This is a genomic window from Streptomyces sp. CA-146814, from assembly GCF_050942385.1.
Taxonomy (GTDB): Bacteria; Actinomycetota; Actinomycetes; order Streptomycetales; family Streptomycetaceae; genus Streptomyces.
In genome coordinates, this window is sequence record NZ_CP192068.1 from 1,457,521 (window position 1) to 1,481,822 (window position 24,302).

Sequence of the window (24,302 nt, forward strand, 5' to 3'; positions counted from 1 at the left end):
ATGACCACCGACACCACCACCGCCGAGGCCACAGCCGTGAGCACCCCCGGCGAAACCGTCCTCGACGCCCGCGGCGTCACGATGCGCTTCGGCGGCCTCACCGCCGTCCGCTCCGTCGACCTCACCGTCAACTCCGGCGAGATCGTCGGCCTCATCGGCCCCAACGGCGCAGGCAAAACCACCTTCTTCAACTGCCTCACCGGCCTCTACATCCCCACCGAAGGCGAAGTCCGCTACAAGGGCACCGTCCTCCCCGCCAAATCCTTCAAGATCACGGCGACCGGCATCGCCCGCACCTTCCAGAACATCCGGCTCTTCTCCAACATGACCGTCCTGGAGAACGTCCTCGTCGGACGCCACACCCGCACCAAGGAAGGCCTCTGGTCCGCCCTCCTCCGCGGCCCCGGCTTCCACCGCGCCGAAGCCGAATCCAAGGCCCGCGCCATGGAACTGCTGGAGTTCGTCGGCCTCGACCACAAGGCCGAACACCTCTCCCGCAACCTCCCCTACGGCGAACAGCGCAAGCTGGAGATCGCCCGCGCACTCGCCAGCGAACCCGGCCTCCTCCTCCTCGACGAGCCCACCGCCGGCATGAACCCGCAGGAGACCCGCGCGGCCGAAGAACTCATCTTCGCCATCCGCGACAAGGGCATCGCCGTCCTCGTCATCGAGCACGACATGCGCTTCATCTTCAACCTCTGCGACCGCGTCGCCTGCCTCGTCCAGGGCGAGAAACTGGTCGAAGGCACCGCCGCCGAGGTCCAGGGCGACGAACGCGTCGTCGCCGCCTACCTCGGCGAACCCTTCGAAGGCGACCCCGGCGCGGCCGAAGTCGCCGAAGTCGAAGCCGCCGAAGCCGCCGCGGCATCGGAAACCCCCGAGGCCACCACCCCGGAAGCCACCACCCCCACGGCGAAGGCCACGACCGAGGCCACCACCGAGGACGCTCCCGCCACCCCCGGCGAGAGCACCAGCAAGGAGAACGACCGATGACCGCACTACTCGAAGTCGAGGACCTGCGCGTCGCCTACGGCAAGATCGAGGCCGTCAAGGGAATCTCGTTCAAGGTCGAAGAAGGCGAAGTCGTCACCCTCATCGGCACCAACGGCGCCGGCAAGACCACGACGCTGCGCACCCTCTCCGGACTGATCAAACCCCTCACCGGCCAGATCAAGTTCAACGGCAAGTCCCTCCGCAAGATCCCGGCCCACCAGGTCGTCTCGCTCGGACTCGCCCACTCCCCCGAGGGCCGCCACATCTTCCCCCGCATGTCCATCGAGGACAACCTGCGCCTCGGCGCCTTCCTCCGCAAGGACAACGACGGGATCAACAAGGACATCCAGCGCGCCTACGACCTCTTCCCCATCCTCGGGGAACGCCGGAAGCAGGCCTCCGGAACCCTCTCCGGCGGCGAACAGCAGATGCTCGCCATGGGCAGGGCCCTGATGTCCCAGCCCAAGCTGCTCATGCTCGACGAGCCCTCCATGGGCCTCTCCCCGATCATGATGCAGAAGATCATGGCGACCATCACCGAGCTGCGCGCCCAGGGCACCACCATCCTGCTCGTGGAGCAGAACGCCCAGGCGGCGCTCTCGCTCGCCAACCACGCGCACGTGATGGAGGTCGGCAGCATCGTCCTCTCCGGCACCGGCCAGGACCTGCTGCACGACGACTCGGTCCGCAAGGCGTACCTGGGCGAGGACTGAGGTCCTTTCTCCTCTGTACGTGAAGAGGCCCGCACCCGGTTCTTCCCGGGTGCGGGCCTTTCGCTTGGGTGCGTACGCGGCTACTCGGCCGCCTTCTTCTTCTCCTCGGCGTCCGCGATCAGCGCCTCCGCCAGCTGCTGCATCGACATCCGGCGGTCCATCGACGTCTTCTGGATCCACCGGAACGCGGCCGGCTCGGAGAGCCCGTAATCCGTCTGCAGGATGCTCTTCGCCCGGTCCACCAGCTTGCGGGTCTCCAGCCGCTGCGACAGGTCCGCGATCTCGCTCTCCAGCGCCTTCAGCTCCGCGAACCGGGAGACGGCCATCTCGATGGCCGGCACGACGTCGCTCTTGCTGAACGGCTTCACCAGGTACGCCATCGCCCCGGCGTCCCGGGCCCGCTCGACCAGGTCGCGCTGCGAGAAGGCGGTGAGCATGAGGACGGGCGCGATGGACTCCTCGGCGATCTTCTCGGCGGCGGAGATCCCGTCGAGGACCGGCATCTTCACGTCCAGGATGACCAGGTCCGGCTTGTGCTCCCGGGCCAGCTCGACGGCCTGCTGCCCGTCACCCGCCTCACCGACGACGGAGTAGCCCTCCTCCTCCAGCATCTCCTTGAGGTCGAGGCGGATGAGGGCCTCGTCCTCGGCGATGACGACGCGGGTCGTCAGCGGCGGGACGTGCGACTTGTCGTCGTCGACGGCGTCTACGGGCTGGGGCGACTCGGGGGTGGTCACGGGGCTCCTTGATATGGGGCAGATACTGCTGCCACGAGCCTACCTAGCTCCTGTAAGGTAGTGACGCGCAGGGCAGCAATGACCCTTCCTTTCTAAGGCCCCAGTACTCCAACTGGTTAGAGAGGCCGCTCTCAAACAGCGGACAGTGTGGGTTCGAATCCCACCTGGGGCACTTTTCCTTGGATTCCAAGGCGCAAGGCGATTCGGCGAACTTCACTTGATCTGGGTACGCCTGTGCCATTTCAGGCCGGGAAGCCGCCTCCACGGCGAAACTCGGCAGCATGTACGACGTGAGAACCCGCGAGCGAGTTCTGGCTCTGGTCGCCCAGGGCCGCAGCCTCAATTCCGTGAGCAAGCAGACCGGCATATCGCGCGCCGCGATCCGCTCCTGGCAGACGCGCCTCGAACCGCTCGAAACGGACCGGGGCAAACCCTGCCCGAGGTGCTCCGAGGAACCCACGGCGATCGAGAACCCGTCCGCGTACGCCTACTTACTGGGGCTCTACCTCGGAGACGGCTGGATCAGCACTTCTCGACGCGGGGTGCACTTTCTCCGGATCGCCTGCGATGACGCCTGGCCCGGGCTCATCGACGCGTGCGCAGACGCCGTACAGCTTGTTCGACCGGACAACAAGGTCTTCCGGCTTCAGCGGGAAGGCTGCAAGAACGTCACCTGCTGGAGCAAGCACTGGCCCTGCCTCTTCCCCCAGCACGGCCCCGGCAAGAAGCACGACCGCCGGATCGTCCTCGAACCCTGGCAGCAGCAGATCGTGGACGCCCACCCCTGGGAATTCATCCGTGGGCTCATCCACTCCGACGGCTGTCGCATCATCAACTGGGCCACGCGCATGGTTCGCGGCGAACGCAAGCGCTACGAATACCCCCGGTACTCCTTCACCAACAAGTCCGACGACATCCGCAAGCTCTTCAGCGACACTCTCACCGCCGTAGGCGTCGAGTGGACCACCCTTGCGCGCGGTAGCAAACCGCTCAACATCTCCGTAGCCCGACGGGCATCCGTCGCCCTCATGGATGCGCACGTCGGGCCGAAATACTGAGCCGCCCTACTTCGGGCTGTCGTCCTCGCCGATGTGGTGGACGCGGACCAGGTTGGTGGAGCCGGCCACGCCGGGCGGGGAGCCGGCGGTGATCACCACGATGTCGCCCTTCGCGCAGCGGCCGATGCGCAGGAGTTCCTCGTCGACCTGGGCGACCATCGCGTCCGTGGAGTCGACCTTCGGGCCGAGGAAGGTCTCGACGCCCCACGTCAGGTTGAGCTGGGCGCGGGTCGCTTCGTCGGGGGTGAAGGCGAGGAGCGGGATGGGTGAGCGGTAGCGGGAGAGGCGTTTCACCGTGTCGCCGCTCTGGGTGAAGGCGACGAGGAATTTGGCGCCGAGGAAGTCGCCCATCTCGGCGGCGGCTCGGGCGACCGCGCCGCCCTGGGTGCGGGGTTTGCTGCGTTCGGTGAGGGGCGGGAGGCCCTTGGCGAGGATGTCTTCCTCGGCTGCTTCGACGATGCGGGACATGGTGCGTACGGTCTCGATGGGGTACTTGCCGACGCTGGTCTCGCCGGAGAGCATCACCGCGTCGGTGCCGTCGATGATGGCGTTGGCGACGTCGGAGGCTTCGGCGCGGGTGGGGCGGGAGTTGTCGATCATCGAGTCGAGCATCTGGGTGGCGACGATGACCGGTTTGGCGTTGCGCTTGGCGAGTTTGATGGCGCGCTTCTGGACGATCGGGACCTGTTCCAGGGGCATTTCGACGCCGAGGTCGCCGCGGGCGACCATGATGCCGTCGAAGGCGGCGACGATGTCGTCGATGTTCTCGACGGCCTGGGGTTTTTCGACCTTGGCGATGACGGGGAGGCGGCGGCCTTCTTCGTCCATGATGCGGTGGACGTCGTCGATGTCGCGTCCGGTGCGGACGAAGGAGAGGGCGATGAGGTCGGCGCCGGTGCGCAGGGCCCAGCGGAGGTCGTCGATGTCCTTCTCGGAGAGGGCGGGGACGGAGACGGCGACGCCGGGGAGGTTGAGGCCCTTGTTGTCGGAGACCATGCCGCCTTCGATGACGGTGGTGTGGACGCGGGGGCCGTCGACGTCGGTGACTTCGAGGGTGACGCGGCCGTCGTCGACGAGGATGCGTTCGCCGGTGGTGACGTCGGCGGCGAGGCCGTCGTAGGTGGTGCCGCAGATGTCGCCGTTGCCTTCGTTTTCGAGGGGTTCGACGGTGATGGTGAAGGTGTCGCCGCGTTCAAGGAGTACGGGGCCTTCGCGGAAGCGTCCGAGGCGGATCTTCGGGCCTTGAAGGTCGGCGAGGATGCCGACGCTGCGGCCGGTCTCTTCGGCGGCTTTGCGGACGTGGTGGTATCGCTGCTCGTGTTCGGCGTAGGAGCCGTGGCTGAGGTTGAAGCGGGCGATGTCCATTCCCGCTTCGACCAAGGCCTTGATCTGGTCGTATGTGTCGGTTGCGGGTCCCAGGGTACAAACGATTTTTGCTCGGCGCATGGTTCGAGCCTAAACCTTACCTACGGGTAGGTATTTGGCTTGGCATGACACCTCAACAACCTTTGGGTGAAGGGTTATTGACAAGTGTTGAATTGTGCGGCGGTCCGCTCTGATGAGCGTTTATCCGAGGTTCGGGGGGATGAGGGTGAAGGACGCTTCGACCTGGGCGTCGATGGTCTGGCGTACGGGTTCGAGGTCGACGGGTGCGGCGTCGGCGGCCTCTGCTCCGCCTGCCGCTGCCGCGTAGGGCATGGATTCGGCGAAGGCGGCGCGGCCGAGGGGGGTGTGGTGGGTGCCGGTGTCGTTGAGTTCGAGGAGGGCGCCGAGGCGGGTGTCGAGGGCTTCGGCGTATTCGCGGGCGCGTTGGAGGGTTTCGCGGACGGCTTGGCGGCGTGCGGTGGCGTGGTGGGGTGAGGTGGGGCGGAGGGACCACCAGGGGCCGTCGATGCGGGTGAGTTCCTGGTCGGCGAGGCGGGTGATGAGTTCGCCGAGGGTGGTGAAGTCGTTGATGGTGAGGGTGAGTTGGATGTGGCCGTGGTAGGCGCGGATGCGTTCGGCGCGGCCGTGGCGGGTGAGTTCGGGGTTGATGGTGAGGGTGCCGGTTTCGAGTTTTTCGATGGTGTCGCCGTAGCTCTTGATGAGGTCGAGGGTGGTGGTGTTGCGGCGGGTGAGGTCGTCGAGGGTGGTGCGGCGGTCGGTGCCTCGGGCGGTGGTGGTGAGGGTGATGTGGGCGAGTTCGGGGTCGACTTCGAGGTGGGCTTCGCCTCGGACGGTGATGTGGGGGGTGTCGGGGGTGCCGTAGGGGTGGTGGGCGGGTGCGGGCGTGGGTGTGGGGGTTTCGGTCATGCGTTCACTGTGGCATGGCGGGCGGGGGTGGTTGTGGAGGAGGTGTGTGGGGTGGTCATCGGATCCTCATCTGCCGGGGGTGTTGCGTGTGACGGGGGCGGGCCAGAATCTACGCGCGTTGCCCTACTGAACGAGGAGTGAGAAGCATGGCGTTGGACCGGTGGGACCGTAGGACGTTTCTGGGCCGTTCGGCCGCTGTCGGTGCGGGTGCCGCCGGTGTGGTGGTGGCGGGTGGTGAGGCTCGGGCGCAGGGCCGGGGCCACGGTCACGGTCATGGGCGGCCGGGCCGGCGGTACTCCTTCACCGTCATGGGCACGACCGATCTGCACGGGAACGTCTTCAACTGGGACTACTTCACCGACAAGGAGTACGACGACGCGGCCCGCAACGACATCGGTCTGGCGAAGATCTCGACGCTGGTGGATCAGGTGCGCCGGGAGAAGGGGCGCCGGAACACGTTGTTGATCGACGCGGGCGACACGATCCAGGGCACGCAGTTGTCGTACTACTACGCGAAGGTCGATCCGATCACCGCGCGGCGTGGTCCGGTGCATCCGATGGCGAAGGCGATGAACGCGATCGGTTATGACGCGGCGGCGCTGGGGAATCACGAGTTCAATTACGGGATTCCGGTGCTGCGGAAGTTCGAGGAGCAGTGTGATTTTCCGCTGCTGGGGGCGAATGCGCTGGATGCGAGGACGTTGCGGCCCGCGTTCGCCCCGTATGTGATCAAGCGGTTGCGGACGCCGTTCGGGCGTGATGTGCGGGTGGCGGTTCTCGGGTTGACGAATCCGGGGATCGCGATCTGGGACAAGGTGAATGTGGGCGGGAAGATGGTGTTCCCGGGGTTGGAGGAGCAGGCGGCGAAGTGGGTGCCGAGGCTGCGGTCGATGGGTGCTGATGTGGTGATCGTGTCGGCGCATTCGGGTTCGTCGGGGACGTCGTCGTACGGGGATCAGTTGCCGTACGTCGAGAATGCGGCGGGTCTGGTGGCGGAGCAGGTGCCGGGGATCGACGCGATTCTGGTGGGGCACGCGCATGTGGAGATCGCCGAGCATTTTGTGGTGAACAAGGAGACTGGGAAGCGTGTGGTGCTGTCGGAGCCGGCGAAGTGGGGGCAGCGGCTGACGGTTTTCGATTTCGATCTGGTGTGGGAGAAGGGGCGCTGGACGGTCGAGAAGGCCGGTTCGCAGGTGCTGAATTCGAATGCGGTGGCCGAGGACCGGAAGGTGGTCTCGCTGTTGCGGGGGGAGCACCGGAAGGTGGTGGCGTACGTCAATCAGGTGATCGGTACGTCGGTGGTGGCGATGTCGACGGCGGACGCGCCGTGGAAGGACGAGCCGATCATCGATCTGATCAACCAGGTGCAGACGGAGACGGTGGCGGCGGCGCTGGCGGGTGGGGAGTACGCGGAGCTGCCGGTGTTGTCGCAGGCGTCGTGCTTCTCGCGTACGGCGGGGATTCCGGCGGGTGAGGTGACGATCCGGGATGCGGCGGGGCTGTATCCGTTCGAGAACACGTTGGAGGCGCGGCTGCTGACGGGTGCGCAGTTGAAGGAGTATCTGGAGTATTCGGCGCGGTATTACGTGCGGACCGCTCCGGGTGGTCCGGTGGATACGGCGAAGCTGACGAATGCGGACGGGATTCCGGATTACAACTATGACGCGGTGTCGGGGGTGACGTACGACATCGATATCGCTCAGCCGGTGGGGTCGCGGATCGTGGGGCTTTCGTTCGGGGGGAGGCCGGTGGATCCGGCGGCGCGGTTCGTGTTCGCGGTGAACAATTACCGGGCGAGCGGTGGGGGTAATTTTCCGCATGTGCCGGGGGCGAAGCAGGTGTGGGCGAATTCGGATGAGATCCGGAACACGATCATCGGGTGGGTGCAGGCGAAGGGGTCGGTGGATCCGGCGGCGTTCGCTTCGGTGGGGTGGCGGCTGACGCGTGAGGGGACGCCGGTGTTCCCGTAACTCTGGGCGGTGTGCTGTTCGTTCGGCCCGGGTCTCCGTGTGGTGGAGTCCCGGGCCGTTCTGTGTCTGCCGTGCGCCGGCTAGACGGACTGGCTGAGGGGGATGAGGGCGGGGGGCTGGGCGGGGACGCGGGGGTGGCCGGTGGTGAGGCCGAAGGTGGTGAAGGCGGTGCGTTCGGGGAGGGGGTAGGGGGTGGTGGCGGTGAGGTTGTTGAGGATGGTGGCGCTGCGCCAGGCGGCGAGGCCGAGGTCGGGGGCGCCGACGCCGTGGGTGTGGCGTTCGGCGTTCTGTACGTAGACGTGTCCGGTGACCGCGCGGTCGAGGATCAGGCGGTACTGGTCGTCGATGCGGGGGCGGTGGGAGGCGTCGCGGCTGAGGTAGGGGTCGAGGCCGCCGAGGAGGGCGTCGAGGGGGCGTTCGCGGTAGCCGGTGGCGAGGATGACGGCGTCGGTGGTGAGGCGGGAGCGGGTGCCTTGCTGGGTGTGTTCGAGGTGGAGTTCGACGCGGGTGTTGGCGAGGCGTCCTGCGGTGCGGACGTGGACGCCGGGGGTGAGGGTGGCGTCGGGCCAGCCGCCGTGGAGGGTGCGGCGGTAGAGCTCGTCGTGGATGGCGGCGATGGTGTCGGCGTCGATGCCTTTGTGGAGCTGCCATTGGCGGGGGACGAGTTCGTCGCGGGCGGTTTCGGGGAGGGCGTGGAAGTAGCGGCTGTAGTCGGGGGTGAAGTGCTCCAGGCCGAGCTTGGAATATTCCATGGGGGCGAAGGCCTGGGTGCGGGCGAGCCAGTGGATGTTCTCGGCGCCTTCGGGGCGGGCGCGCAGGAGGTCGAGGAAGACTTCGGCGCCGGACTGGCCGGATCCGATGACGGTGATGTGGTCGGCGGCGAGGAGTTGTTCGCGGTGGCGGAGGTAGTCGGCGGAGTGGAGTACGGGGACGGATTCGGCTTCGGCGAGGGGGCGGAGGGGTTCGGGGATGAAGGGTTCGGTGCCGATGCCGAGGGCGATGTGGCGGGCGTAGGCGCGGCCGAGGGCTTCGGCTTCGCCGTCGGGGTCGAGTTGGGTGAAGTCGACTTCGAAGAGGGCGCGTTCGGTGTTCCAGCGGACGGCGTCGACCTGGTGGCCGAAGTGGAGTCCGGGGAGTTGTTCGCTGACCCAGCGGCAGTAGGCGTCGTATTCGGCTCGTTGGATGTGGAAGCGCTCGGCGAAGTAGAAGGGGAAGAGGCGGTCGCGGGTGCGGAGGTAGTTGAGGAAGCTCCAGGGGCTGGAGGGGTCGGCGAGGGTGACGAGGTCGGCGAGGAAGGGGACTTGGAGGCTGGCGCCGTCGAGGAGGAGGCCGGGGTGCCAGTGGAAGGCGGGGCGTTGTTCGTAGAAGGTCGCGGCGAGGGGGCGGGGGTCGTCAGGGGTGGCGGGGATGTTGTGGGCGAGGGCGGCGAGGGAGAGGTTGAAGGGGCCGATGCCGATGCCGACGAGGTCGTGGGGCCGGTCGGGGGCGGGGGCGGGCCGGTCGGTCATCGCGGGGTGTCGCCTTCTGTGCGGGGGGTGGTGGTGACTGCCAGGTCGGTGGTGGTGGCGGTGACGAGGTCGATGAGGGCCTGGAGGTCCTGGGGGGTGGTGTGGGGGTTGAGGAGGGTGGCCTTGAGCCAGAGGCGGCCGGCGGCGTGGGCGCGGCCGAGGACGGCGTGGCCGCGGTTGAGGAGGGTGCGGCGGAGGGTGGCGACGGTGTGGTCGTCGGCGTCGGTGGGGCGGAAGAGGACGGTGGAGATGGTGGGGCGTCGGTAGAGGTCGAGGGTGGGGGTTTTGGTGATGAGGTCGGCGAGGTGGTGGGCGGTGGCGAGGGTGCGGTCGATGAGGTCGGCGAGTCCGGTGCGGCCGAGGGCCTGGAGGGTGACGGCGATCTTGAGGGCGTCGGGGCGGCGGGTGGTGCGCAGGGAGCGGCCGAGGAGGTCGGGGAGGCCGGCTTCGGTGTCGTCGTCGGCGTTGAGGTAGGGGGCGTGGTGGTGGAGGGGGGTGAGGTGGTGGCGTTCGGGGACGGCGAAGAGGCCGGCGGATGCGGGTTGCCAGCCGAGTTTGTGCAGGTCGAGGGTGACGCTGTGGGCGCGGTGGAGGCCGTGGAGGAGGGTGCGGTGGGTGGGGCTGAAGAGGAGGGGTCCGCCGTAGGCGGCGTCGATGTGGAGTTCGGCGCCGTGGGTGGTGCAGAGGTCGGCGATGGTGTCGAGGGGGTCGATGGCGCCGGTGTCGGTGGTGCCGGCGGTGGCGACGACGAGGAGGGGCCGGTCGAGGCGGGTGAGGGCCTGGTCGAGGGCGGCGGGGTCCATCGTGCCGTCGGGGGCGGGGACGGTGACGGGTTCGGGGAGGCCGAGGAGCCAGGCGGCGCGGGCGACGCTGTGGTGGGTGTTGGTGGCGCAGACGGTCTGGACGGGGCCGTGGCGTTCGCGGGCGAGGAGGAGGGCGAGTTGGTTGGCTTCGGTGCCGCCGGTGGTGATGACGGCGTCGGGTGAGGGGGCGTGGGGGTAGATCTCGGTGGCGAGTGCGGTGGTGAGGTCGGCTTCGAGGGTGGCGGCGGCGGGGGCCTGGTCCCAGGAGTCCATGGAGGGGTTGAGGGCGCTGGCGGCGAGGTCGGCTGCGGCGGCGAGTGCGAGGGGTGGGGTGTGGAGGTGGGCGGCGCAGTGGGGGTGGGCGGGGTCGGCGGCGCCTTCGGTGAGGGCGGTGACGAGGGCGCGGAGGGCGTGGTGGGCGCCGGTGCCGTGGTCGGGGATGAGGGGGTGGGTGGCGGTGCGGGTGCGGGGGGTGACGGTGTCGGGTCCGCCGGCGGGGAGGGGGCCGTCCCGGAGGGCCGCGCCGTCGTGGAGTGCGGTGAGCACGGTGTCGATGAGGGGGCGCAGTGCGGCGGGCCCTGCGGTGCCTCCGGCGAGGGGTGGGGTGGGCATGGGTGGGGTGGTCCTTCGGGAGGGCGGGGGTGGACATGCCAGCTTGTCCCGGGTTTCGGGCGGGGCGGCCGAAGAGGTCAACGATCTGAACTCGAAAGGGGTACTGGTGGCCGGTGTGGGCCCTTTGCCGGGGGTTCGGGTGGTATAGATGTGCGGTTTCGGGACGGGCGTACGGGGGTGCCTCGCGGGGTGGCTTCGGTGAGGGGCGGTCGGGGCGGTTCCGGTGGGGGCGGGGTGCGCTTCAGGCGGAGGCTCGGGGGGCCGGCGGAGGCGGGGGCGGAGGCTCGGGGGGCTTCCGGCGGAGGCCGAGGCCAGGGGGGCTTCCGGCGGAGGCCGAGGCCTTCCGGCAAAGGTGGCGGCGCGGGGTGCGGCGGCGCGAGGGGACGCGGGCGATCCTGACCGAGGCGCTGGCGGCCAGGCGGAACTGCCGGCGGTTCTACGGGCCGGCGGTCCGGGGGCGGGCGGTCCAGAGACGGGCGGTCCACCGGCGGTCTATCCCCCGATCGTCGGTCCGTCGGCGGTCAGTCGCGGGGCCGTCGGTGCATGACCGGCTGAAAAGCCTGCGGGCGCGCGAAGGGTGTCTTCGCGCGCCCGCCGGTCCTCCCCCGGTTCTGCCGGGTCAGTGCTCCGTCGCCCGTACAGCCAGGGCCCGGCGGAGGTCGTCGAGCTGGTCGACCAGCTTGCGGCGCAGCGCCGGGATGAGGGCCGGGTCCTTGAGGGCCCGGGTGCCGGTGGCGAGGCTGTCGGGGTCGATGGCGTACGCGGGGAAGGCGTACCGTCCGGCGGCCTCCGCGATGGCCGGGCCCCGGCGGGCGGCGAGTGCGGTGGCGTCGGGGTAGAAGCGGTCGACGTACGCGGTCAGGAGCTCGTCCTGGCCGGGCTGCCAGAAGCCCTGGGCGGTGGCGGTGAACAGGTAGTTGGAGAGGGTGTCGTCGCCGAACATGGCCTGCCAGGCCGCCGCCTTGGCCTCGGGCGTGGGCAGTGCGGCCCGGCAGCGGGCGGCTCCTTCGCGGCCGGTGGCGCTGGGGTCGGCGGCGAGTTCGGCGTCGATGGCCCTTTCGTCGGTGGCGCCGAGGGCGGCGAGGCGGGTGAGGATGCGCCAGCGCAGCTCGGGGTCGAGTTCGGGTCCGCCGTGGACGGTGCCTTCGGTGAGCCAGGCCTGGAGGGTGTCGGGCTGGGTGGCGGCGTCGATGAAGTGGCGTACGGCGGTGAGGCGCAGGCCCGGGTGGGAGCCGTCCTCCGTGCGGCGGATCAGGTCGCGGCAGAGGCTGGTGAGGGTGGCGAGGGCGGCCGGGCGGGCCTCGGGGGTGACGTAGCGGTCGGCGATCTGGCCGCCCGCGAAGGCCAGGACGCCTTGGACGAGGGCGAGGTCGCTCTCGTACGGGAGGTGGGTGCGGGCGGCGGTGAGGTAGTGCGCGGGGTCGAGCTCGCCGTCGCGGACCATGTCGCGGGCGGCGTTCCAGATGACGGCGCGGGTCAGGGCGTCGGGGATGGCGGAGAGGTGGCCGAGGGCGGTCTCCCAGGAGGTGGTGTCGAGGCGGATCTTGGCGTAGGTGAGGTCGCCGTCGTTGAGGACGACGAGGGCGGGGCGGCGACCGGTGCGGACGGTGGGGGTGGAGTCACCGGGGATGTCGAGTTCGAAGCGGTCGCGGGGGGCGAGGTGGCCGGGGCCGGCCTGGGTGTTGAGGGCGTGGTCGAAGGTGGCGACGGTGATGCGGTGGGGCCGGCTGCCGTCGCGCTCGACGGCGAGCGCCCAGGACTGGCCGGCCTCGGTGGGTCCGGTGGGTTCGTGGACGTCGGCGGTGAGGGTGTCGACGCCGGTGGTGCGCAGCCACTGCTCGGCCCAGGCGTGGACGTCGCGGTCGGTGGCGGAGGCGAGGTTGTCGATGAAGTCGGCGAGGGTCGCGTTGGCGAACTTGTGCCGGGCGAAGTGGGTGTTGATGCCGGCGAGGAAGTCCTTCTCGCCGAGCCAGGCGACGAGTTGGCGGAGTGCGGAGGCGCCCTTGGCGTAGCTGATGCCGTCGAAGTTGAGGAGGGCGGAGGCGGTGTCGGGGACGGCGTCGGGGTCGGGGGCGACCGGGTGGGTGGAGGGGCGCTGGTCGGCGTCGTAGCCCCAGCCCTTGCGGGCGACGCCGAACTCGACCCAGGTGTCGGTGAAGGCCGTGGCCTCGGTGAGGGTCTGGTAGCCCATGTACTCGGCGAAGGACTCGTTGAGCCAGATGTCGTCCCACCAGCTGAGAGTGACGAGGTCGCCGAACCACATGTGGGCCATCTCGTGGGAGACGACCATGGCGCGGGTCTGGCGTTCGGTGTCGGTGACGGCCGAGCGGTAGATGAACTCGTCGCGGAAGGTGACGAGTCCGGGGTTCTCCATGGCGCCCGCGTTGAACTCGGGAACGAAGGCCTGGTCGTAGGAGTCGAACGGGTAGGGCTCGTCGAACTTCTCGTGGTAGCGGTCGAAGCAGGCGCGGGTGATACCGAGGATCTCGTCCGCGTCGGCGTCCAGGTGGGGCGCGAGGGAGCGGCGGCAGTGGAGGCCGAAGGGCAGTCCGGCGTGCTGGGTGGTGACCGAGTGCCAGGGGCCGGCGGCGACGGCGACGAGGTAGGTGGAGATGAGCGGTGTGGGCGCGATGGTCCAGTGCCCGTCCTCGGTGCGGTCGGCGACGCCGTTGCCGAGGACGGTCCAGCCTTCGGGGGCGGTCACGTCGATGGCGAAGACGGACTTGAGGTCGGGCTGGTCGAAGGCGGCGAAGACGCGCTGGACGTCCTCCATGAACAGCTGGGTGTAGACATACGTCTCGCCGTCGGCGGGGTCGGTGAAGCGGTGCATGCCCTCGCCGGTGCGCGAGTAGCTCATCGCGGCGTCGACGTGCAGTTCGTGCGGGCCGGCGGCGAGGCCGGTGAGGGGGTAGCGGTTGCCGTCGAGGAGGGCGGGGTCCAGCGGCTGTCCGTCCAGACTGATCGAGCGCAGGGTGGCGGGCTTGACCTCGACGAAGGTGTCTCCGGCGGTGCGGGCGGTGAACCGGATCGCGGCCCGCGAGTCGAAGGTCTCCTCGCCGGTGGTGAGGTCGAGGGCGATCGTGTACCGCTCCACGTCGATGATCTGGGCTCGGGTCTGCGCTTCGTCGCGCGTCAGTACGGACATGGGCCCATGCTGCCGTACGGGATCGAGAGCGGGCAGGGGGGTTCTCCCTGGGCGTACGGGAAGGGGGGCCTGCCCCAGGAGGGGGTGAGGTGTGCCGGTGTACGGGAGGGGGCGTATACCCCCTGGGGGCTGTCGGCGCTTACCATCTCCTCGGTGCGGCACACCGAGTACCGAGGACATCCTCATGACGCTCACGCCTGCGCGCGCTGCCGCCGCCCGCCTTCCTGATCGGGTCCCTTCCCCTTCGCCTTCCCTCTCCCCCGGCCTGATGTGCCGTGCCGGCTGCGAGTTCGGGCTGACCGCGCTGCTGCTCCTGGCCGTGGTGAGCGGTGTGCGGTGGCTCTTCGCGCCGGACGGGTACGGAGGCGGTGGGGCGGCGTTCGCGCTGCTCGGGGCGGAGGTCGGCGCGCTGCTCGCCGTCCTCATGCTCTCCGCGCCGGGGCGGTGGTCGGGCGGGCATCTGAATCCGGCCGTCACCGTCGCCCTGTGGCGGCTCGGGGCGTTCCCGGGGCGGGAGGTGGTGCCGTACGTCGTCGCGCAGGGGGGCGGCTCGGTGGTGGGGACGTGGCTGGCGGGGCTGGTGTGGGGGTCCGTGGTCGTCCGGCCGCCGGTCGTCCACGCGGTGGTGCGGCCCGGTCCCGGCTGGAGCGAGGGGGCCGTGCTGGTGGCGGAGGCCGAGGTGCTGGCCGGGTCGACGCTGCTGCTCGCGGGGCTCCTGGCGCATCCGGTGGGCCGGAGACTTCTCCCGTACGCCGTCGGTCTGGTCACCGCGCTCATGATCACGGTGCTCGGGCCGCTGAGCGGCGGATCGGCCAATCCGGCGCGGCAGTTCGGCCCGGCGCTGTTGTCCGGGGAGGCCGGGCTGCTGTGGGTGTACGTGGCCGGGCCGGTGCTGGGGGCGGTGGCCGGGGCGGGGCTGGTGACGGTGGTGCGCGGGAGGCTGGGCGCGGAGCTCGCGGCGGTGGCGGTGGCGTACAGGAGGCTCGGCGGTCGTCCGCCCGTCAGGCCCCGGAGGCCTTAACGCCCCGCCCCTCAGGCCCCGGAGGCCTTAACGCCCCCGCCCGTCAGGCCCCGGTGGCCGTGGCGTCCGTCAGGCTCCGGCAGCCGTAGCGTTCCCGTCGTCGGCGTCGGCAGCGTTCCCGTTGCCCGTCTCCTCCGCGATGCGCTCGTGGTGGCGGATGACCTCGGCGATGATGAAGTTCAGCAGCTTCTCGGCGAAGGCCGGGTCCAGGTTGGCGCTCTGCGCGAGCTGTCGCAGGCGGGTGATCTGGCGGGTCTCGCGGGCCGGGTCGGCGGGCGGCAGCTGGTGGTCGGCCTTGAGGCGGCCGACCTGCTGGGTGGCCTTGAAGCGCTCGGCGAGCATGTGGACGACGGCGGCGTCGATGTTGTCGATGGACTCGCGCAGCCGGTTCAGCTCCGCCTGGACGGACGGGTCGATCAGCTGGGACGTGGACGCGGGCGCCGACGCGTCGTTCTCGCTCGTACTCATGGTCAGCGAGCTTAGACGTCCTCCTCACGGCCCGATCATCGGCGGGTGGTCCGGGTCGGGCACCTGGTCGCTCCAGCCGCCGGGCACGCTGCGGCCCTGCTGTTCGCGGAAGCGGACGGGGGCGGTGCCGACGCGGCGGGCGAAGAGGCGGGAGAAGTAGGCGGGGTCGTCGTAGCCGACGCGGCGGGCGACGGCTGCCACCGGGAGGTCGGTGGCGGCGAGGAGTTCCTTGGCCCGGCCGAGGCGGATGGTGAGGAGGTAGTCCTTGGGGCTGCACCCGGCGCCGCGCCGGACGGCGGTGCGCAGTTCGGCGGGGGTCATGCCGTGCTTCGCGGCGTGTTCGGCGACGGTGAGCGGCTGGTAGGCGTCGCGGGCGAGGGCCTGGAGGACCGGGTCGCCGTCGGGGCCGAGGTCGGCGCGGGCGCGACGCAGGGCGACGAGGAGCTCGTGGACGGCGGCCGCCGTCTCGACCTCCAGCAAGGGGTTGCCGCGGCGGGCGGCGCGCACGATGCGGCCGACGGCGGCGCGGGGGGCGGCGGTGTCGGAGAGCGGGACGAGGGGGCGGTCGGGTTCGATGCAGCCGAGCTCGGTGTAGGTGGTGGTGGCGGGGCCGGTGAAGTCGACGAAGCTCTCGTCCCAGCCGGTGCCCGGGTCGGCGCCGTAGTGGTGCGGGGTGCCGGGGGTGAGCCAGATGAGGGTGGGGCCGGTGACAGGGGTGCGGCGGCCGTCGGGGCCGCTGAACCAGCCGGTGCCGGAGTTGACGATGACGGCGACGTGGTGGTCCAGGGTGCGGGGGCCGACGGTGGGCAGTGCGCCGTGCTGGAGGCCGACGCCGAGGCAGACGAGGCCGAGGCGGTGGTGGAGCGGGCTGGGGGTGAAGAAGCGCATCCAGGTGTGGTACATCGCGGCCTTCCCCTCCCAGGGTCCTTGAACCCGTCGCATCCGGCGGGTCCGTTGCGGGCGACGGGTCCCTTGCGCCCGAGAGGCCCGTTGCGTCCGACGGTCCCTTGCGTCCAATCAGCAGCGATCTTTGTCCATGGACCGTCGTAACACCAGAGGTCACAGTGGTCGGACCATTGCACGCCCGGGCCGCCGGGTGGGCCGAGCGCAGGAGCGTACGTACACGATGTCCGACTTCACCGTGGGGACCGACCACTTCCGGCTGGATGGGAAGCCCGTACGGCTGCTGTCGGGTGCGCTGCACTACGTCCGGGTGCACGAGGAGCAGTGGGAGCACCGGCTGGCGATGCTGGCGGCGATGGGGCTGAACTGCGTCGAGACGTACGTGCCGTGGAATCTGCACGAGGAGCGCGAGGGGGCGTACCGGGATGTGGGGGCGCTGGGGCGGTTCCTGGACGCGGTGCAGCGGGCCGGGCTGTGGGCGATCGTGCGGCCGGGTCCGTACATCTGTGCCGAGTGGGAGAACGGCGGGCTGCCGGTCTGGGTGACGGGCCGGTTCGGCCGGCGGGTGCGGACGCGGGACGCGGGGTTCCGGGCGGTGGTGGAGCGGTGGTTCCGGGAGCTGCTGCCGCAGGTGGTGGAGCGGGAGATCGGCCGGGGCGGTCCGGTGATCCTGGTGCAGGCGGAGAACGAGTACGGGAGTTACGGCAGCGACGCGGTGTATCTGGAGTGGCTGGCGGGGCTGTTGCGGGAGTGCGGGGTGAGCGTCCCGCTGTTCACGTCGGACGGGCCCGAGGACCACATGCTGACCGGCGGGTCCGTGCCGGGGCTGCTGGCCACGGCGAACTTCGGCTCCGGTGCGCGGGAGGCGTTCGAGGTGCTGCGCCGCCATCAGCCGGAGGGGCCGCTGATGTGCATGGAGTTCTGGTGCGGCTGGTTCGACCACTGGGGTGCGGAACCGGTCGTACGGGATGCGGCGCAGGCGGCCGGGGCGCTGCGGGAGATCCTGGAGTGCGGGGCGTCGGTGAACATCTACATGGCGCACGGCGGGACGAACTTCGCGGGGTGGGCGGGGGCGAACCGGGGTGGGCCGGTGCAGGACGGGGAGTTCCAGCCGACGGTGACGTCGTACGACTATGACGCGCCGGTCGACGAGTACGGGCGGGCCACGGAGAAGTTCCACCTGTTCCGGAAGGTGCTGGAGGGATACGTGGAGGGCCCGTTGCCCGCGGTGCCGCCGGAGCCGGTGGGGCCGGCCGGGCCGCCGGTGCGGGTGGAGTTGGACGGGTGGGCCGGGCTCGGTGACGTACTGGAGGCGCTGGGTGATCCGGAGGGGCCGGAGTCGGGGGTGGCACCGACGTTCGAGGAGCTGGGCGTGGGCCGGGGGTTGGTGCGCTACCGGGTGGCGGTGCCGGGGCCGCGTATGCCGTATCCGCTGACGGTGGCGGGGTTGCGGGACCGGGCGGTGGTGTACGTCGACGGGGTGCGGGCGGGGGTGCTGACCGAGGAGAGCCCGACGCTGCCGGAGCCGGTGGCGGGTCCGGCGGAGGTGGAGCTGTGGGTGGAGTCGCTGGGCCGGGTCAACTACGGGCCGCGCCTGGGTGAGCCGAAGGGGATCACGGGCGGGGTGCTGCACGAGCGGCAGTACCTGCACGGTGTACGGGCGCGGGGGCTGCGGCTGGACGCGTTCGAGGAGGCGGGTGCGGTGGCGGGGGTGCCGTTCGGGCCGGTGCCTTCTCCGATGCACGCGGGAGGGGAGCGGACCGGGTTGTTCCGGGGGGCGTTCACCGTCGATACGGCGGAGGGCGTCGGTCACGCGGGGGTGCGGCTGCCGGGCTGGACGCGTGGGTTCGTCTGGGTGAACGGTTTCTGTCTGGGCCGGTACTGGTCGGTGGGCCCGCAGGAGACGCTGTACGTACCGGGTCCGGTGCTCCGGGACGGCGTCAACGAGATGTGGGTGCTGGAGCTGGAGGGTGCGGGCGAGGCGTGGGGGGAGCTGGGCCCAGGGGCGCCCGTACGGTGCTCGGGCGCCCCCGGGGTGGTTCAGCCGTGATCGTCCCCGGGGTGGTTCAGCCGTGACCACCACCCGCGGGGCGGCGAGTGGTGGTCACCGGCGTCAGAGCGTGCGGGCCGCGGAGGCGATGGCGGAGGCGAAGGTCGAGACCTCGGCGTAGACGCCGGGGTAGCCGGGCCGGGCACAGCCGTAACCCCAGCTGACGATGCCGACCTGGACCCACTCGTTGGCGTTGTCCTTGCGGAACATCGGGCCGCCGGAGTCACCCTGGCAGGTGTCGATGCCGCCGGTGTCGGGGTAGCCGGCGCAGATCTCCTCGTTGGCGACGAGCTCGTTGCCGTAGGCGGAGCGGCAGGCGGCGTCGGAGACGAACGGGACGTTGGCCTTGAGCAGGTAGCGCTGCTGGCTGCCGCCCTCGCGGTTGGCGCCCCAGCCGGCGACGGTGAAGGTGCCCTGGTTGTACGCGGTGGTGGTGGCGATCTTGAGGGTGGGCTGGTTGATGGGCTGGGCGAGCTTGATCAGCGCCCAGTCCTTGCCGGTGCCGTTGTAGCCGGGGGCCTGGAGGACCTTGGTGGAGCGGACCTTGACGGCGTTGGGCGACTGGAGGTCGACGACGCCGCCGGTGGCGGTGATCGAGGTGTTGTTGCCCGATCCGTTCACGCAGTGGGCGGCGGTGAGGACGATGTCCTTGGCGTAGAGGGCGCCGCCGCAGCCCATGGAGAGCCGGACCATGAAGGGGAACTCGCCCTGGGCGGCGCGGGTTCCGCCGACGACGGGGTTGGGGGCGGCCGAGGCGGTGACGGGCTGGAGGCCGACGACGGCGATCGCGACGGTGGCGACGACGACGGAACATCTCTTCAGCGCACGCAGGAGTTGCTTCACGGACTGCCTTCTTTCGTGGGGGGTTGCGGTGGGAACCACGACGGGACGACTCCATCTTGGTCATGAACCCGTCAAGGCCATCCGATTATCGGGAGCCGTTCACCGCTGCCACAAGGCGTACTTTTCGGCCAAGCTCGCCCTCGGCGATTCCCGCACCCCTCGGACACCCCGGCCTACAGTGGAGACCGGCCGGGGGCGGGGGTTCCCGGCCGGAGCGGATGGGGGTACGGACGTGAGCAACGGCAGTCCGGGCGCACCGGTCGTCCACGGCTTTCCGCATCTGGAGACGGTCCGGTCCGCGATCACCGCGCTGTACCGGCGCCTCTCCTCCGACGGCGTCCACTCCTACGGCACCAGCCTGGTCCCGGCCGACGCCGCCTTCTCCGACGCGGACGACCTCCATCTCGGCGCCCAGCGGGTGGCCCGGGCCCTGGTCCAGCACCTCCATCTGCCCGACGCCCGCGTGATCGTCGGCTTCCGCACGATGGAGCACGCGGCGAGCGTGGAACTGACCGCGGGCCCCGAGTACTTCATCGAGCTGAACGACCGCTTCCGCACCCACCGCAGGGACATCGGCGCGGCGCTCGCGCATGAGATCACCCATGTCCTGCTGCACCGGCTGGGTCTGGAGTTCGCCGGCACGCGGGACAACGAGATCCTCACCGATACGGTGACCGCCTACCTCGGCGCGGGCTGGCTGCTGCTGGACGCCTTCCGGGAGGACGCCACGTCCCGGCAGAAGCTGGGGTATCTGACGCCGGAGGAGTTCGGATACGTCCTGGCCAAGCGGGCGTGGGCGTTCGACGAGGACCCTTCGCCGTGGTTCACCAGCCCGCAGGCGTACACGGCGTACACCAAGGGCCGGGCGCAGGCGCTGCACGATCTGCGCCGGCCTCCGCTGACGGCGGCGGGCTGGGCGGGACGGCGGCGGTACGCCAAGGACCGCCGGTACGCCCAGGACCACCCCGGCACGGCCGCTGAACCGGATGTTCCGTACGCCTTCGAGTCCGGCGGCGAGGGCCTGCGGGTCTCCTTCGCCTGCCCCACCTGCCACCAGCGCATCCGGCTCCCGGTGCGGGGCCGGGTGGTCGCGCGGTGCGGGCTGTGTCGTACGCGACTGGAGTGCGACACCTGAGCATCATTTCGGCCACCGTAGGGTCGAAGCATGACGAACGAGCCGATCGGGGACGAACCAAGCCTGTTCGATGCGCTGTACGAGGACGAGAACGCTGTCGTACGGGCGCTGCGCGCGGGTGCGCAGGCCGAGGCGAGCGACGAGGAAGGCACGACGGCGCTCTATCTGGCGGCGGTGCAGGACCTGCCCGGAACGGTGCGGCTGCTGCTCGCGGCGGGCGCCGACCCCGACCGGGCGAGCGGCCCCGAGGCGGGCGACCTTCCGCTGTGCGGGGCGGCGTGCGGCGGGCACACCGAGGTGGTGGAGGCGCTGCTGGCCGCCGGGGCGCGGCCGGATCTGCGCGAGGAGTTCGGGTTCACGGCGCTGCGCTGGGCGGTGGGTCTCGGCCACGCCGCCACGGTGGAGGCGCTGCTCGCCAAAGGCGCGGACCCGTTGCTGCCGGGCCCGCAGGGCGAGCCGATGCTGGTTCTGGCGGCGCAGCGGGGCTCGGGGCGGACGGTGCGGGCGCTGCTGGAGTACGGGGCGGGAGCGGGGGGGCAGGAAGCGGTGGTCGGGGTGGCGCTGGCCGAGGCGCGGCGGCTGGCCGGGGTGGACCTGGAGCGGGAGCTGATGGGGCAGCTGGAGGAGGCGTACGGGACCGGGCTCGACGCGGTGGTGCGGCGGGAGGTGGTCGACGGCGAGGAGACGGTGGCGGTGGAGCTGTTGCGGGACGGGGTGACGGCGGCGGGGGTGGACCGGCATACGGGGCATGCGGAGGTCGTGGGGCTGCTGGAGGGGGTGGTGCGTGGCGGTGGGGCCGGTCCGGCCGGCGGTGCTACCGGTCCGCCCGGCGCGCCTCCCACTCCGCCCGGGTGAGTACGTACTCCACCTCGCCGTGTTCCGAGCCCGCGATGGCGTCCGGCCAGTCCTCGGTGTAGGCGCGGAGGAAGGTCAGGCCCGCCTTCTCCATCACCCGCCGGGAGCCCGCGTTGACGGCCATGGTGTTGGCGGTCACGCGCTCCGCCCCGAGGCCGGTGAACCCCTTGTCCACCAGGGCCCGCGCGCCCTCGGTGGCGTAACCACGGCCCCAGGCCGCCCGGTCGAGCCGGTAGCCGAGCTCGACGACGGTGGGGTCGTGGTCGGCGAGGGGCCGGAGTTCGAACCAGCCGAGGAAGGTGCCGGTGGCCTTCTCCTCGGCGGCCCAGAACCCACGGGTGCCGGTGCAGGGGTGGTCGTGGAGGAGCCTCGGCAGGGTCCGGTCCCGGATGGCGTCGGCGGTGGTGGGCCGGCCGCCGTTGATGTACCGCATGACCTCGGGGTCGTTGTCGAGGGCGAGCAGGTGGGGGGCGTCGGCGTCCGTGAACGGGCGCAGCACGAGCCGGTCGGTCTCCAGGAAGGCGGGCATGCGGTGATCCTCTCGGTATGCGGCCGGGTCCCGCCACCGGACGGGCGCGGGGCTCACAGGCCCAGCGGGTGGATGCGGAAGGTCAGCCCCTCCGGGCTCCTCAGCTGCGCGCGGGGCCGGCCGCACTCCCGGGACAGGGTGACGAGGCCGCATTCGTGCGCGCAGGCCCGGGTGACGACGGCTTCCACGTCGTGCACGCCGATGGCCAGCTCCCACCGCGGCGCGGAGGTGGCTCCGTAGGGGCCCTGCTGGAAGGTGGTCCGGGCGAGCGGGGTGCCTGCCGTCTCGGTGTAGAAGTCCCGGGCCCGCGTGGGGTCTTCGCAGACCAGGACCATACGGTGGGGAGCGGCCTCGATGCGGGGCGCGCCCTCGTCCCCACCCTTGTCCTCCTCCAGAGGCGGTGGCGGCCACCCCGCGTACCCGGACGGCCGCCAGAGGGAGAAGGCCGCTCCCATCGGGTCGATCAGCGTGGCGATCCGGCCCTGGTCCCCCGCGTCGAACGGCGGTACGAGGATCTCCGCCCCGTTCTCCGCCGCCACGGCCGTACGGTGGTCCACGTCGTCGACCGCCAGGTAGTAGGCGATATGGGCGGGTGTGCCCGGCGGGTAGACCGGCTGCGCGAGGTCGCTGATGCCGCCGATGCGGTGGCCGCCGGCGGAGAACTTCACGGCCCGGCGCCAGTCCTCCTCGTCCACGGCGAACTCCCAGCCCAGCACCGAGGAGAAGAAGGCGGCGGTGCCGGAGGGGTCGTGGGTCTTCAGGTCCATCCAGCAGAACTCGTTCAGCGGGCCGTGCCGTGTCATCGTGCGCTCCTCGGTGTCCTGTGCTGGATACCGGGAGCGCGGACGCCTCCGCAAGCGAGTTTCCCCGCGACCCGTGGTCCGGGCCTTCTCCTACGACGTCCCGTACACCCGCTGTGGCGCCTCCGCGTCCCCCAGCAGCCGGCGCACCGCCTCTCCCGCCTCGGCCGGGGACCTGCGCGCGCGCCGGTCGTCGGTGGGGCCGGGGCGCCAGCCCTCCATGACGGTGATGCGGCCCGCCTCGGCCTCGAAGACGCGGCCGGTCACGCCGTCGCTGGCCGATGAGCCGAGCCAGACGACGAGGGGCGAGACGTTCTCGGGGGCCATCGCGTCGAATCGCCCTTCTCCCGGGGCCGCCATCGTCGCGGCGAAGGTCTGCTCGGTCATCCGGGTCCGGGCGGCCGGGGCGAGGGCGTTGACGTGGACTCCGTACCGGCCGAGTTCGGCGGCCGCGACCAGGGTCAGGGCGACGATTCCGGCTTTGGCGGCCGCGTAGTTGCTCTGGCCGACGCTGCCGAGGAGTCCGGCGCCGGAGCTGGTGTTGACCACCCGGGCGACGGGCGGGCGGCCCGCCTTGGCCTCGGAGCGCCAGTGGGCGGCGGTGTGTTTCAGCGGCAGGAAGTGGCCCTTGAGGTGGACGCGCATGACCGCGTCCCAGTCGTCCTCCTCCAGGTTGACCAGCATCCGGTCGCGGAGGAAGCCCGCGTTGTTGACCAGGGTGTCGAGGCGGCCGAAGGCGTCCAGTGCGGTGGTGACGAGGGAGGCGGCGCCCTCGGTGGTGGCGATGTCGCCGTCGTGGACGACCGCTTCCCCTCCCCCGGCCACGATCTCCTCGACGACCCGCCGGGCGGGTCCTGCGGAGGTGCCGTCGCCGCCGGGGCCGACGCCGAGGTCGTTGACGACGACCCGGGCGCCTTCGGCGGCGAAGGCGAGCGCGTGGGCCCGGCCGAGGCCGCGTCCGGCGCCGGTGACGGCGACGACCCGGCCCGCGCAGAGCCGTCCGCTGGTGGATGAGGTCATCGCATCTCCCGTTCGCGTGGGCCTGGTTGGCGGCCGGAGGCGTGACTGCTACCGTCCACCTAACAAATGTTTGGTGGAAAGGTAGCTGATCCTCCGATGACTGTCTCCACCGCACATCCGGCCGGCGCCGAAGGCGTGTGTGTCGTCACCGTCGACCACCCACCCGTCAACGCCCTTCCCGTACAGGGCTGGTACGACCTGGCCGACGCCGTCCGGGCCGCGGGCCGCGACCCGGACGTACGGTGTGTCGTCCTGGCCGCCGCCGGGCGCGGCTTCAACGCCGGTGTGGACATCAAGGAGTTGCAGCGCGACCCGGGAGCCGGCTCCCTGATCGGCGTCAACCGGGGCTGTGCGGAGGCGTTCGAGGCCGTGTACGCGTGCGAGGTCCCGGTCGTCGCCGCCGTGCGGGGGTTCTGCCTCGGCGGTGGTGTCGGCCTCGTCGGGAACGCCGACGCGATCGTGGCGGGCGAGGACGCGGTCTTCGGCCTGCCGGAGCTGGACCGGGGCGCGCTCGGGGCGGCCACTCATCTGGCCCGGCTGGTCCCGCAGCACCTGATGCGGACGCTGTACTACACCGCGCGCACGGTGACGGCGGCCGAGCTGCTGTCCCACGGCTCGGTCTGGCGGGTCGTCCCTCCGGAGGAAGTGCCGGCCGCGGCGCTGGAGTTGGCCGTGGAGATCGCACGTAAGGACGGACACCTGCTGCGGCTGGCGAAGGCCGCGCTCAACGGCATCGATCCCGTCGACGTACGCCGGAGCTACCGCTACGAACAGGGCTTCACCTTCGAGGCGAGCCTGTCCGGGACCGCCGACCGGGTCCGCGCCGCCTTCGGCAAGGAGGCCTGAG

At 71.0% G+C, this 24,302-nt stretch carries 21 protein-coding genes and 1 tRNA gene; 10 read left to right on the forward strand and 12 right to left on the reverse strand.

Annotated elements, in window-relative coordinates; all coding sequences use genetic code 11:
- Both ACQP09_RS06445 and ACQP09_RS06450 read left to right on the forward strand, forming a co-directional pair.
- Positions 1 to 993 carry an ABC transporter ATP-binding protein gene (locus ACQP09_RS06445; protein ID WP_433396653.1) on the forward strand — a complete coding sequence of 331 codons (993 nt, stop codon included), beginning with the start codon at positions 1 to 3 and terminating at the stop codon, positions 991 to 993.
- Complete coding sequence (locus tag ACQP09_RS06450; protein ID WP_433396654.1) at positions 990 to 1,706, forward strand: ABC transporter ATP-binding protein; 717 nt, start codon at positions 990 to 992, stop codon at positions 1,704 to 1,706. The genes ACQP09_RS06445 and ACQP09_RS06450 overlap by 4 nt, the downstream gene beginning before the upstream one ends.
- Positions 1,707 to 1,786: 80 nt before the next feature.
- On the opposite strand, the gene ACQP09_RS06455 is transcribed toward ACQP09_RS06450, so the two are convergent.
- Positions 1,787 to 2,443 carry an ANTAR domain-containing response regulator gene (locus ACQP09_RS06455; protein ID WP_018512090.1) on the reverse strand — a complete coding sequence of 219 codons (657 nt, stop codon included), beginning with the start codon at positions 2,441 to 2,443 and terminating at the stop codon, positions 1,787 to 1,789.
- A 97-nt stretch (positions 2,444 to 2,540) separates the two neighbouring features.
- On the opposite strand from ACQP09_RS06455, the gene ACQP09_RS06460 reads away from it, so the two are divergent.
- Together ACQP09_RS06460 and ACQP09_RS06465 are read left to right on the forward strand one after the other, a co-directional pair.
- A tRNA-Leu gene (locus tag ACQP09_RS06460) sits at positions 2,541 to 2,615 on the forward strand.
- A gap of 109 nt (positions 2,616 to 2,724) precedes the next feature.
- Positions 2,725 to 3,501, forward strand: a complete 777-nt coding sequence (locus ACQP09_RS06465) for a transcriptional regulator (RefSeq protein ID WP_433396656.1) — start codon at positions 2,725 to 2,727, stop codon at positions 3,499 to 3,501.
- Between the two features lie 6 nt (positions 3,502 to 3,507).
- Here ACQP09_RS06465 and pyk read toward each other — a convergent pair whose 3' ends face one another.
- Both pyk and ACQP09_RS06475 read right to left on the reverse strand, forming a co-directional pair.
- Positions 3,508 to 4,947 carry a pyruvate kinase gene (gene pyk, locus ACQP09_RS06470; RefSeq protein WP_433396658.1) on the reverse strand — a complete coding sequence of 480 codons (1,440 nt, stop codon included), beginning with the start codon at positions 4,945 to 4,947 and terminating at the stop codon, positions 3,508 to 3,510.
- Positions 4,948 to 5,067: 120 nt separating this feature from the next.
- Entirely contained in the window at positions 5,068 to 5,793 is a 726-nt protein-coding gene (locus tag ACQP09_RS06475; protein ID WP_433396660.1) for an SIMPL domain-containing protein, read from the reverse strand.
- Between the two features lie 146 nt (positions 5,794 to 5,939).
- Between ACQP09_RS06475 and ACQP09_RS06480 the strand changes: the two genes are divergently transcribed.
- Positions 5,940 to 7,763, forward strand: coding sequence for a bifunctional metallophosphatase/5'-nucleotidase (locus tag ACQP09_RS06480; protein WP_433396661.1), 1,824 nt, complete (start codon positions 5,940 to 5,942; stop codon positions 7,761 to 7,763).
- Between the two features lie 80 nt (positions 7,764 to 7,843).
- Here ACQP09_RS06480 and ACQP09_RS06485 read toward each other — a convergent pair whose 3' ends face one another.
- The 3 genes from ACQP09_RS06485 to pepN all read right to left on the reverse strand — a co-directional run bounded on the left by ACQP09_RS06485 (position 7,844) and on the right by pepN (position 13,831).
- Entirely contained in the window at positions 7,844 to 9,271 is a 1,428-nt protein-coding gene (locus ACQP09_RS06485) for a lysine N(6)-hydroxylase/L-ornithine N(5)-oxygenase family protein (RefSeq protein ID WP_433396662.1), read from the reverse strand.
- Positions 9,268 to 10,686, reverse strand: coding sequence for a pyridoxal phosphate-dependent decarboxylase family protein (locus ACQP09_RS06490; RefSeq protein WP_433396664.1), 1,419 nt, complete (start codon positions 10,684 to 10,686; stop codon positions 9,268 to 9,270). Before ACQP09_RS06490 ends, ACQP09_RS06485 begins: the two co-directional genes overlap by 4 nt.
- Before the next feature lie 619 nt (positions 10,687 to 11,305).
- Positions 11,306 to 13,831 (reverse strand): aminopeptidase N, encoded by a 2,526-nt coding sequence (pepN, locus tag ACQP09_RS06495; RefSeq protein ID WP_433396665.1) that lies wholly within the window; start codon positions 13,829 to 13,831, stop codon positions 11,306 to 11,308.
- A gap of 184 nt (positions 13,832 to 14,015) precedes the next feature.
- On the opposite strand from pepN, the gene ACQP09_RS06500 reads away from it, so the two are divergent.
- Positions 14,016 to 14,852, forward strand: a complete 837-nt coding sequence (locus ACQP09_RS06500; protein WP_433396667.1) for an MIP/aquaporin family protein — start codon at positions 14,016 to 14,018, stop codon at positions 14,850 to 14,852.
- Between the two features lie 69 nt (positions 14,853 to 14,921).
- On the opposite strand, the gene ACQP09_RS06505 is transcribed toward ACQP09_RS06500, so the two are convergent.
- On the reverse strand, positions 14,922 to 15,320 hold the full coding sequence (locus tag ACQP09_RS06505; protein WP_433396669.1) for a chorismate mutase: 399 nt from the start codon (positions 15,318 to 15,320) through the stop codon (positions 14,922 to 14,924).
- A 24-nt stretch (positions 15,321 to 15,344) separates the two neighbouring features.
- Positions 15,345 to 16,223 carry an AraC family transcriptional regulator gene (locus ACQP09_RS06510; RefSeq protein ID WP_326706383.1) on the reverse strand — a complete coding sequence of 293 codons (879 nt, stop codon included), beginning with the start codon at positions 16,221 to 16,223 and terminating at the stop codon, positions 15,345 to 15,347.
- Positions 16,224 to 16,446: 223 nt separating this feature from the next.
- Here ACQP09_RS06510 and ACQP09_RS06515 point away from each other — a divergent pair, with 223 nt between their 5' ends.
- Entirely contained in the window at positions 16,447 to 18,273 is a 1,827-nt protein-coding gene (locus ACQP09_RS06515) for a glycoside hydrolase family 35 protein (RefSeq protein WP_433396671.1), read from the forward strand.
- A gap of 63 nt (positions 18,274 to 18,336) precedes the next feature.
- Here ACQP09_RS06515 and ACQP09_RS06520 read toward each other — a convergent pair whose 3' ends face one another.
- A complete protein-coding gene (locus ACQP09_RS06520; protein WP_237325333.1) occupies positions 18,337 to 19,116 on the reverse strand; it encodes a S1 family peptidase in 780 nt (259 codons plus the stop codon).
- 232 nt (positions 19,117 to 19,348) lie between these two features.
- Here ACQP09_RS06520 and ACQP09_RS06525 point away from each other — a divergent pair, with 232 nt between their 5' ends.
- On the forward strand, positions 19,349 to 20,251 hold the full coding sequence (locus tag ACQP09_RS06525; protein WP_433396673.1) for a hypothetical protein: 903 nt from the start codon (positions 19,349 to 19,351) through the stop codon (positions 20,249 to 20,251).
- Positions 20,252 to 20,281: 30 nt separating this feature from the next.
- On the forward strand, positions 20,282 to 21,106 hold the full coding sequence (locus ACQP09_RS06530) for an ankyrin repeat domain-containing protein (protein WP_433396675.1): 825 nt from the start codon (positions 20,282 to 20,284) through the stop codon (positions 21,104 to 21,106).
- Here ACQP09_RS06530 and ACQP09_RS06535 read toward each other — a convergent pair.
- The 3 genes from ACQP09_RS06535 to ACQP09_RS06545 form a co-directional block, all read right to left on the reverse strand.
- Positions 21,066 to 21,635 carry a GNAT family N-acetyltransferase gene (locus tag ACQP09_RS06535; RefSeq protein WP_433396676.1) on the reverse strand — a complete coding sequence of 190 codons (570 nt, stop codon included), beginning with the start codon at positions 21,633 to 21,635 and terminating at the stop codon, positions 21,066 to 21,068. The two genes, ACQP09_RS06530 and ACQP09_RS06535, sit on opposite strands and share 41 nt — an antisense overlap.
- 53 nt (positions 21,636 to 21,688) lie before the next feature.
- Positions 21,689 to 22,438, reverse strand: a complete 750-nt coding sequence (locus tag ACQP09_RS06540) for a VOC family protein (RefSeq protein ID WP_433396677.1) — start codon at positions 22,436 to 22,438, stop codon at positions 21,689 to 21,691.
- 90 nt (positions 22,439 to 22,528) lie between these two features.
- Positions 22,529 to 23,455 carry an SDR family oxidoreductase gene (locus ACQP09_RS06545; RefSeq protein WP_433396678.1) on the reverse strand — a complete coding sequence of 309 codons (927 nt, stop codon included), beginning with the start codon at positions 23,453 to 23,455 and terminating at the stop codon, positions 22,529 to 22,531.
- A 96-nt stretch (positions 23,456 to 23,551) separates the two neighbouring features.
- On the opposite strand from ACQP09_RS06545, the gene ACQP09_RS06550 reads away from it, so the two are divergent.
- Positions 23,552 to 24,301, forward strand: a complete 750-nt coding sequence (locus ACQP09_RS06550; RefSeq protein ID WP_432150797.1) for an enoyl-CoA hydratase family protein — start codon at positions 23,552 to 23,554, stop codon at positions 24,299 to 24,301.
- Position 24,302 lies beyond the last annotated feature (1 nt).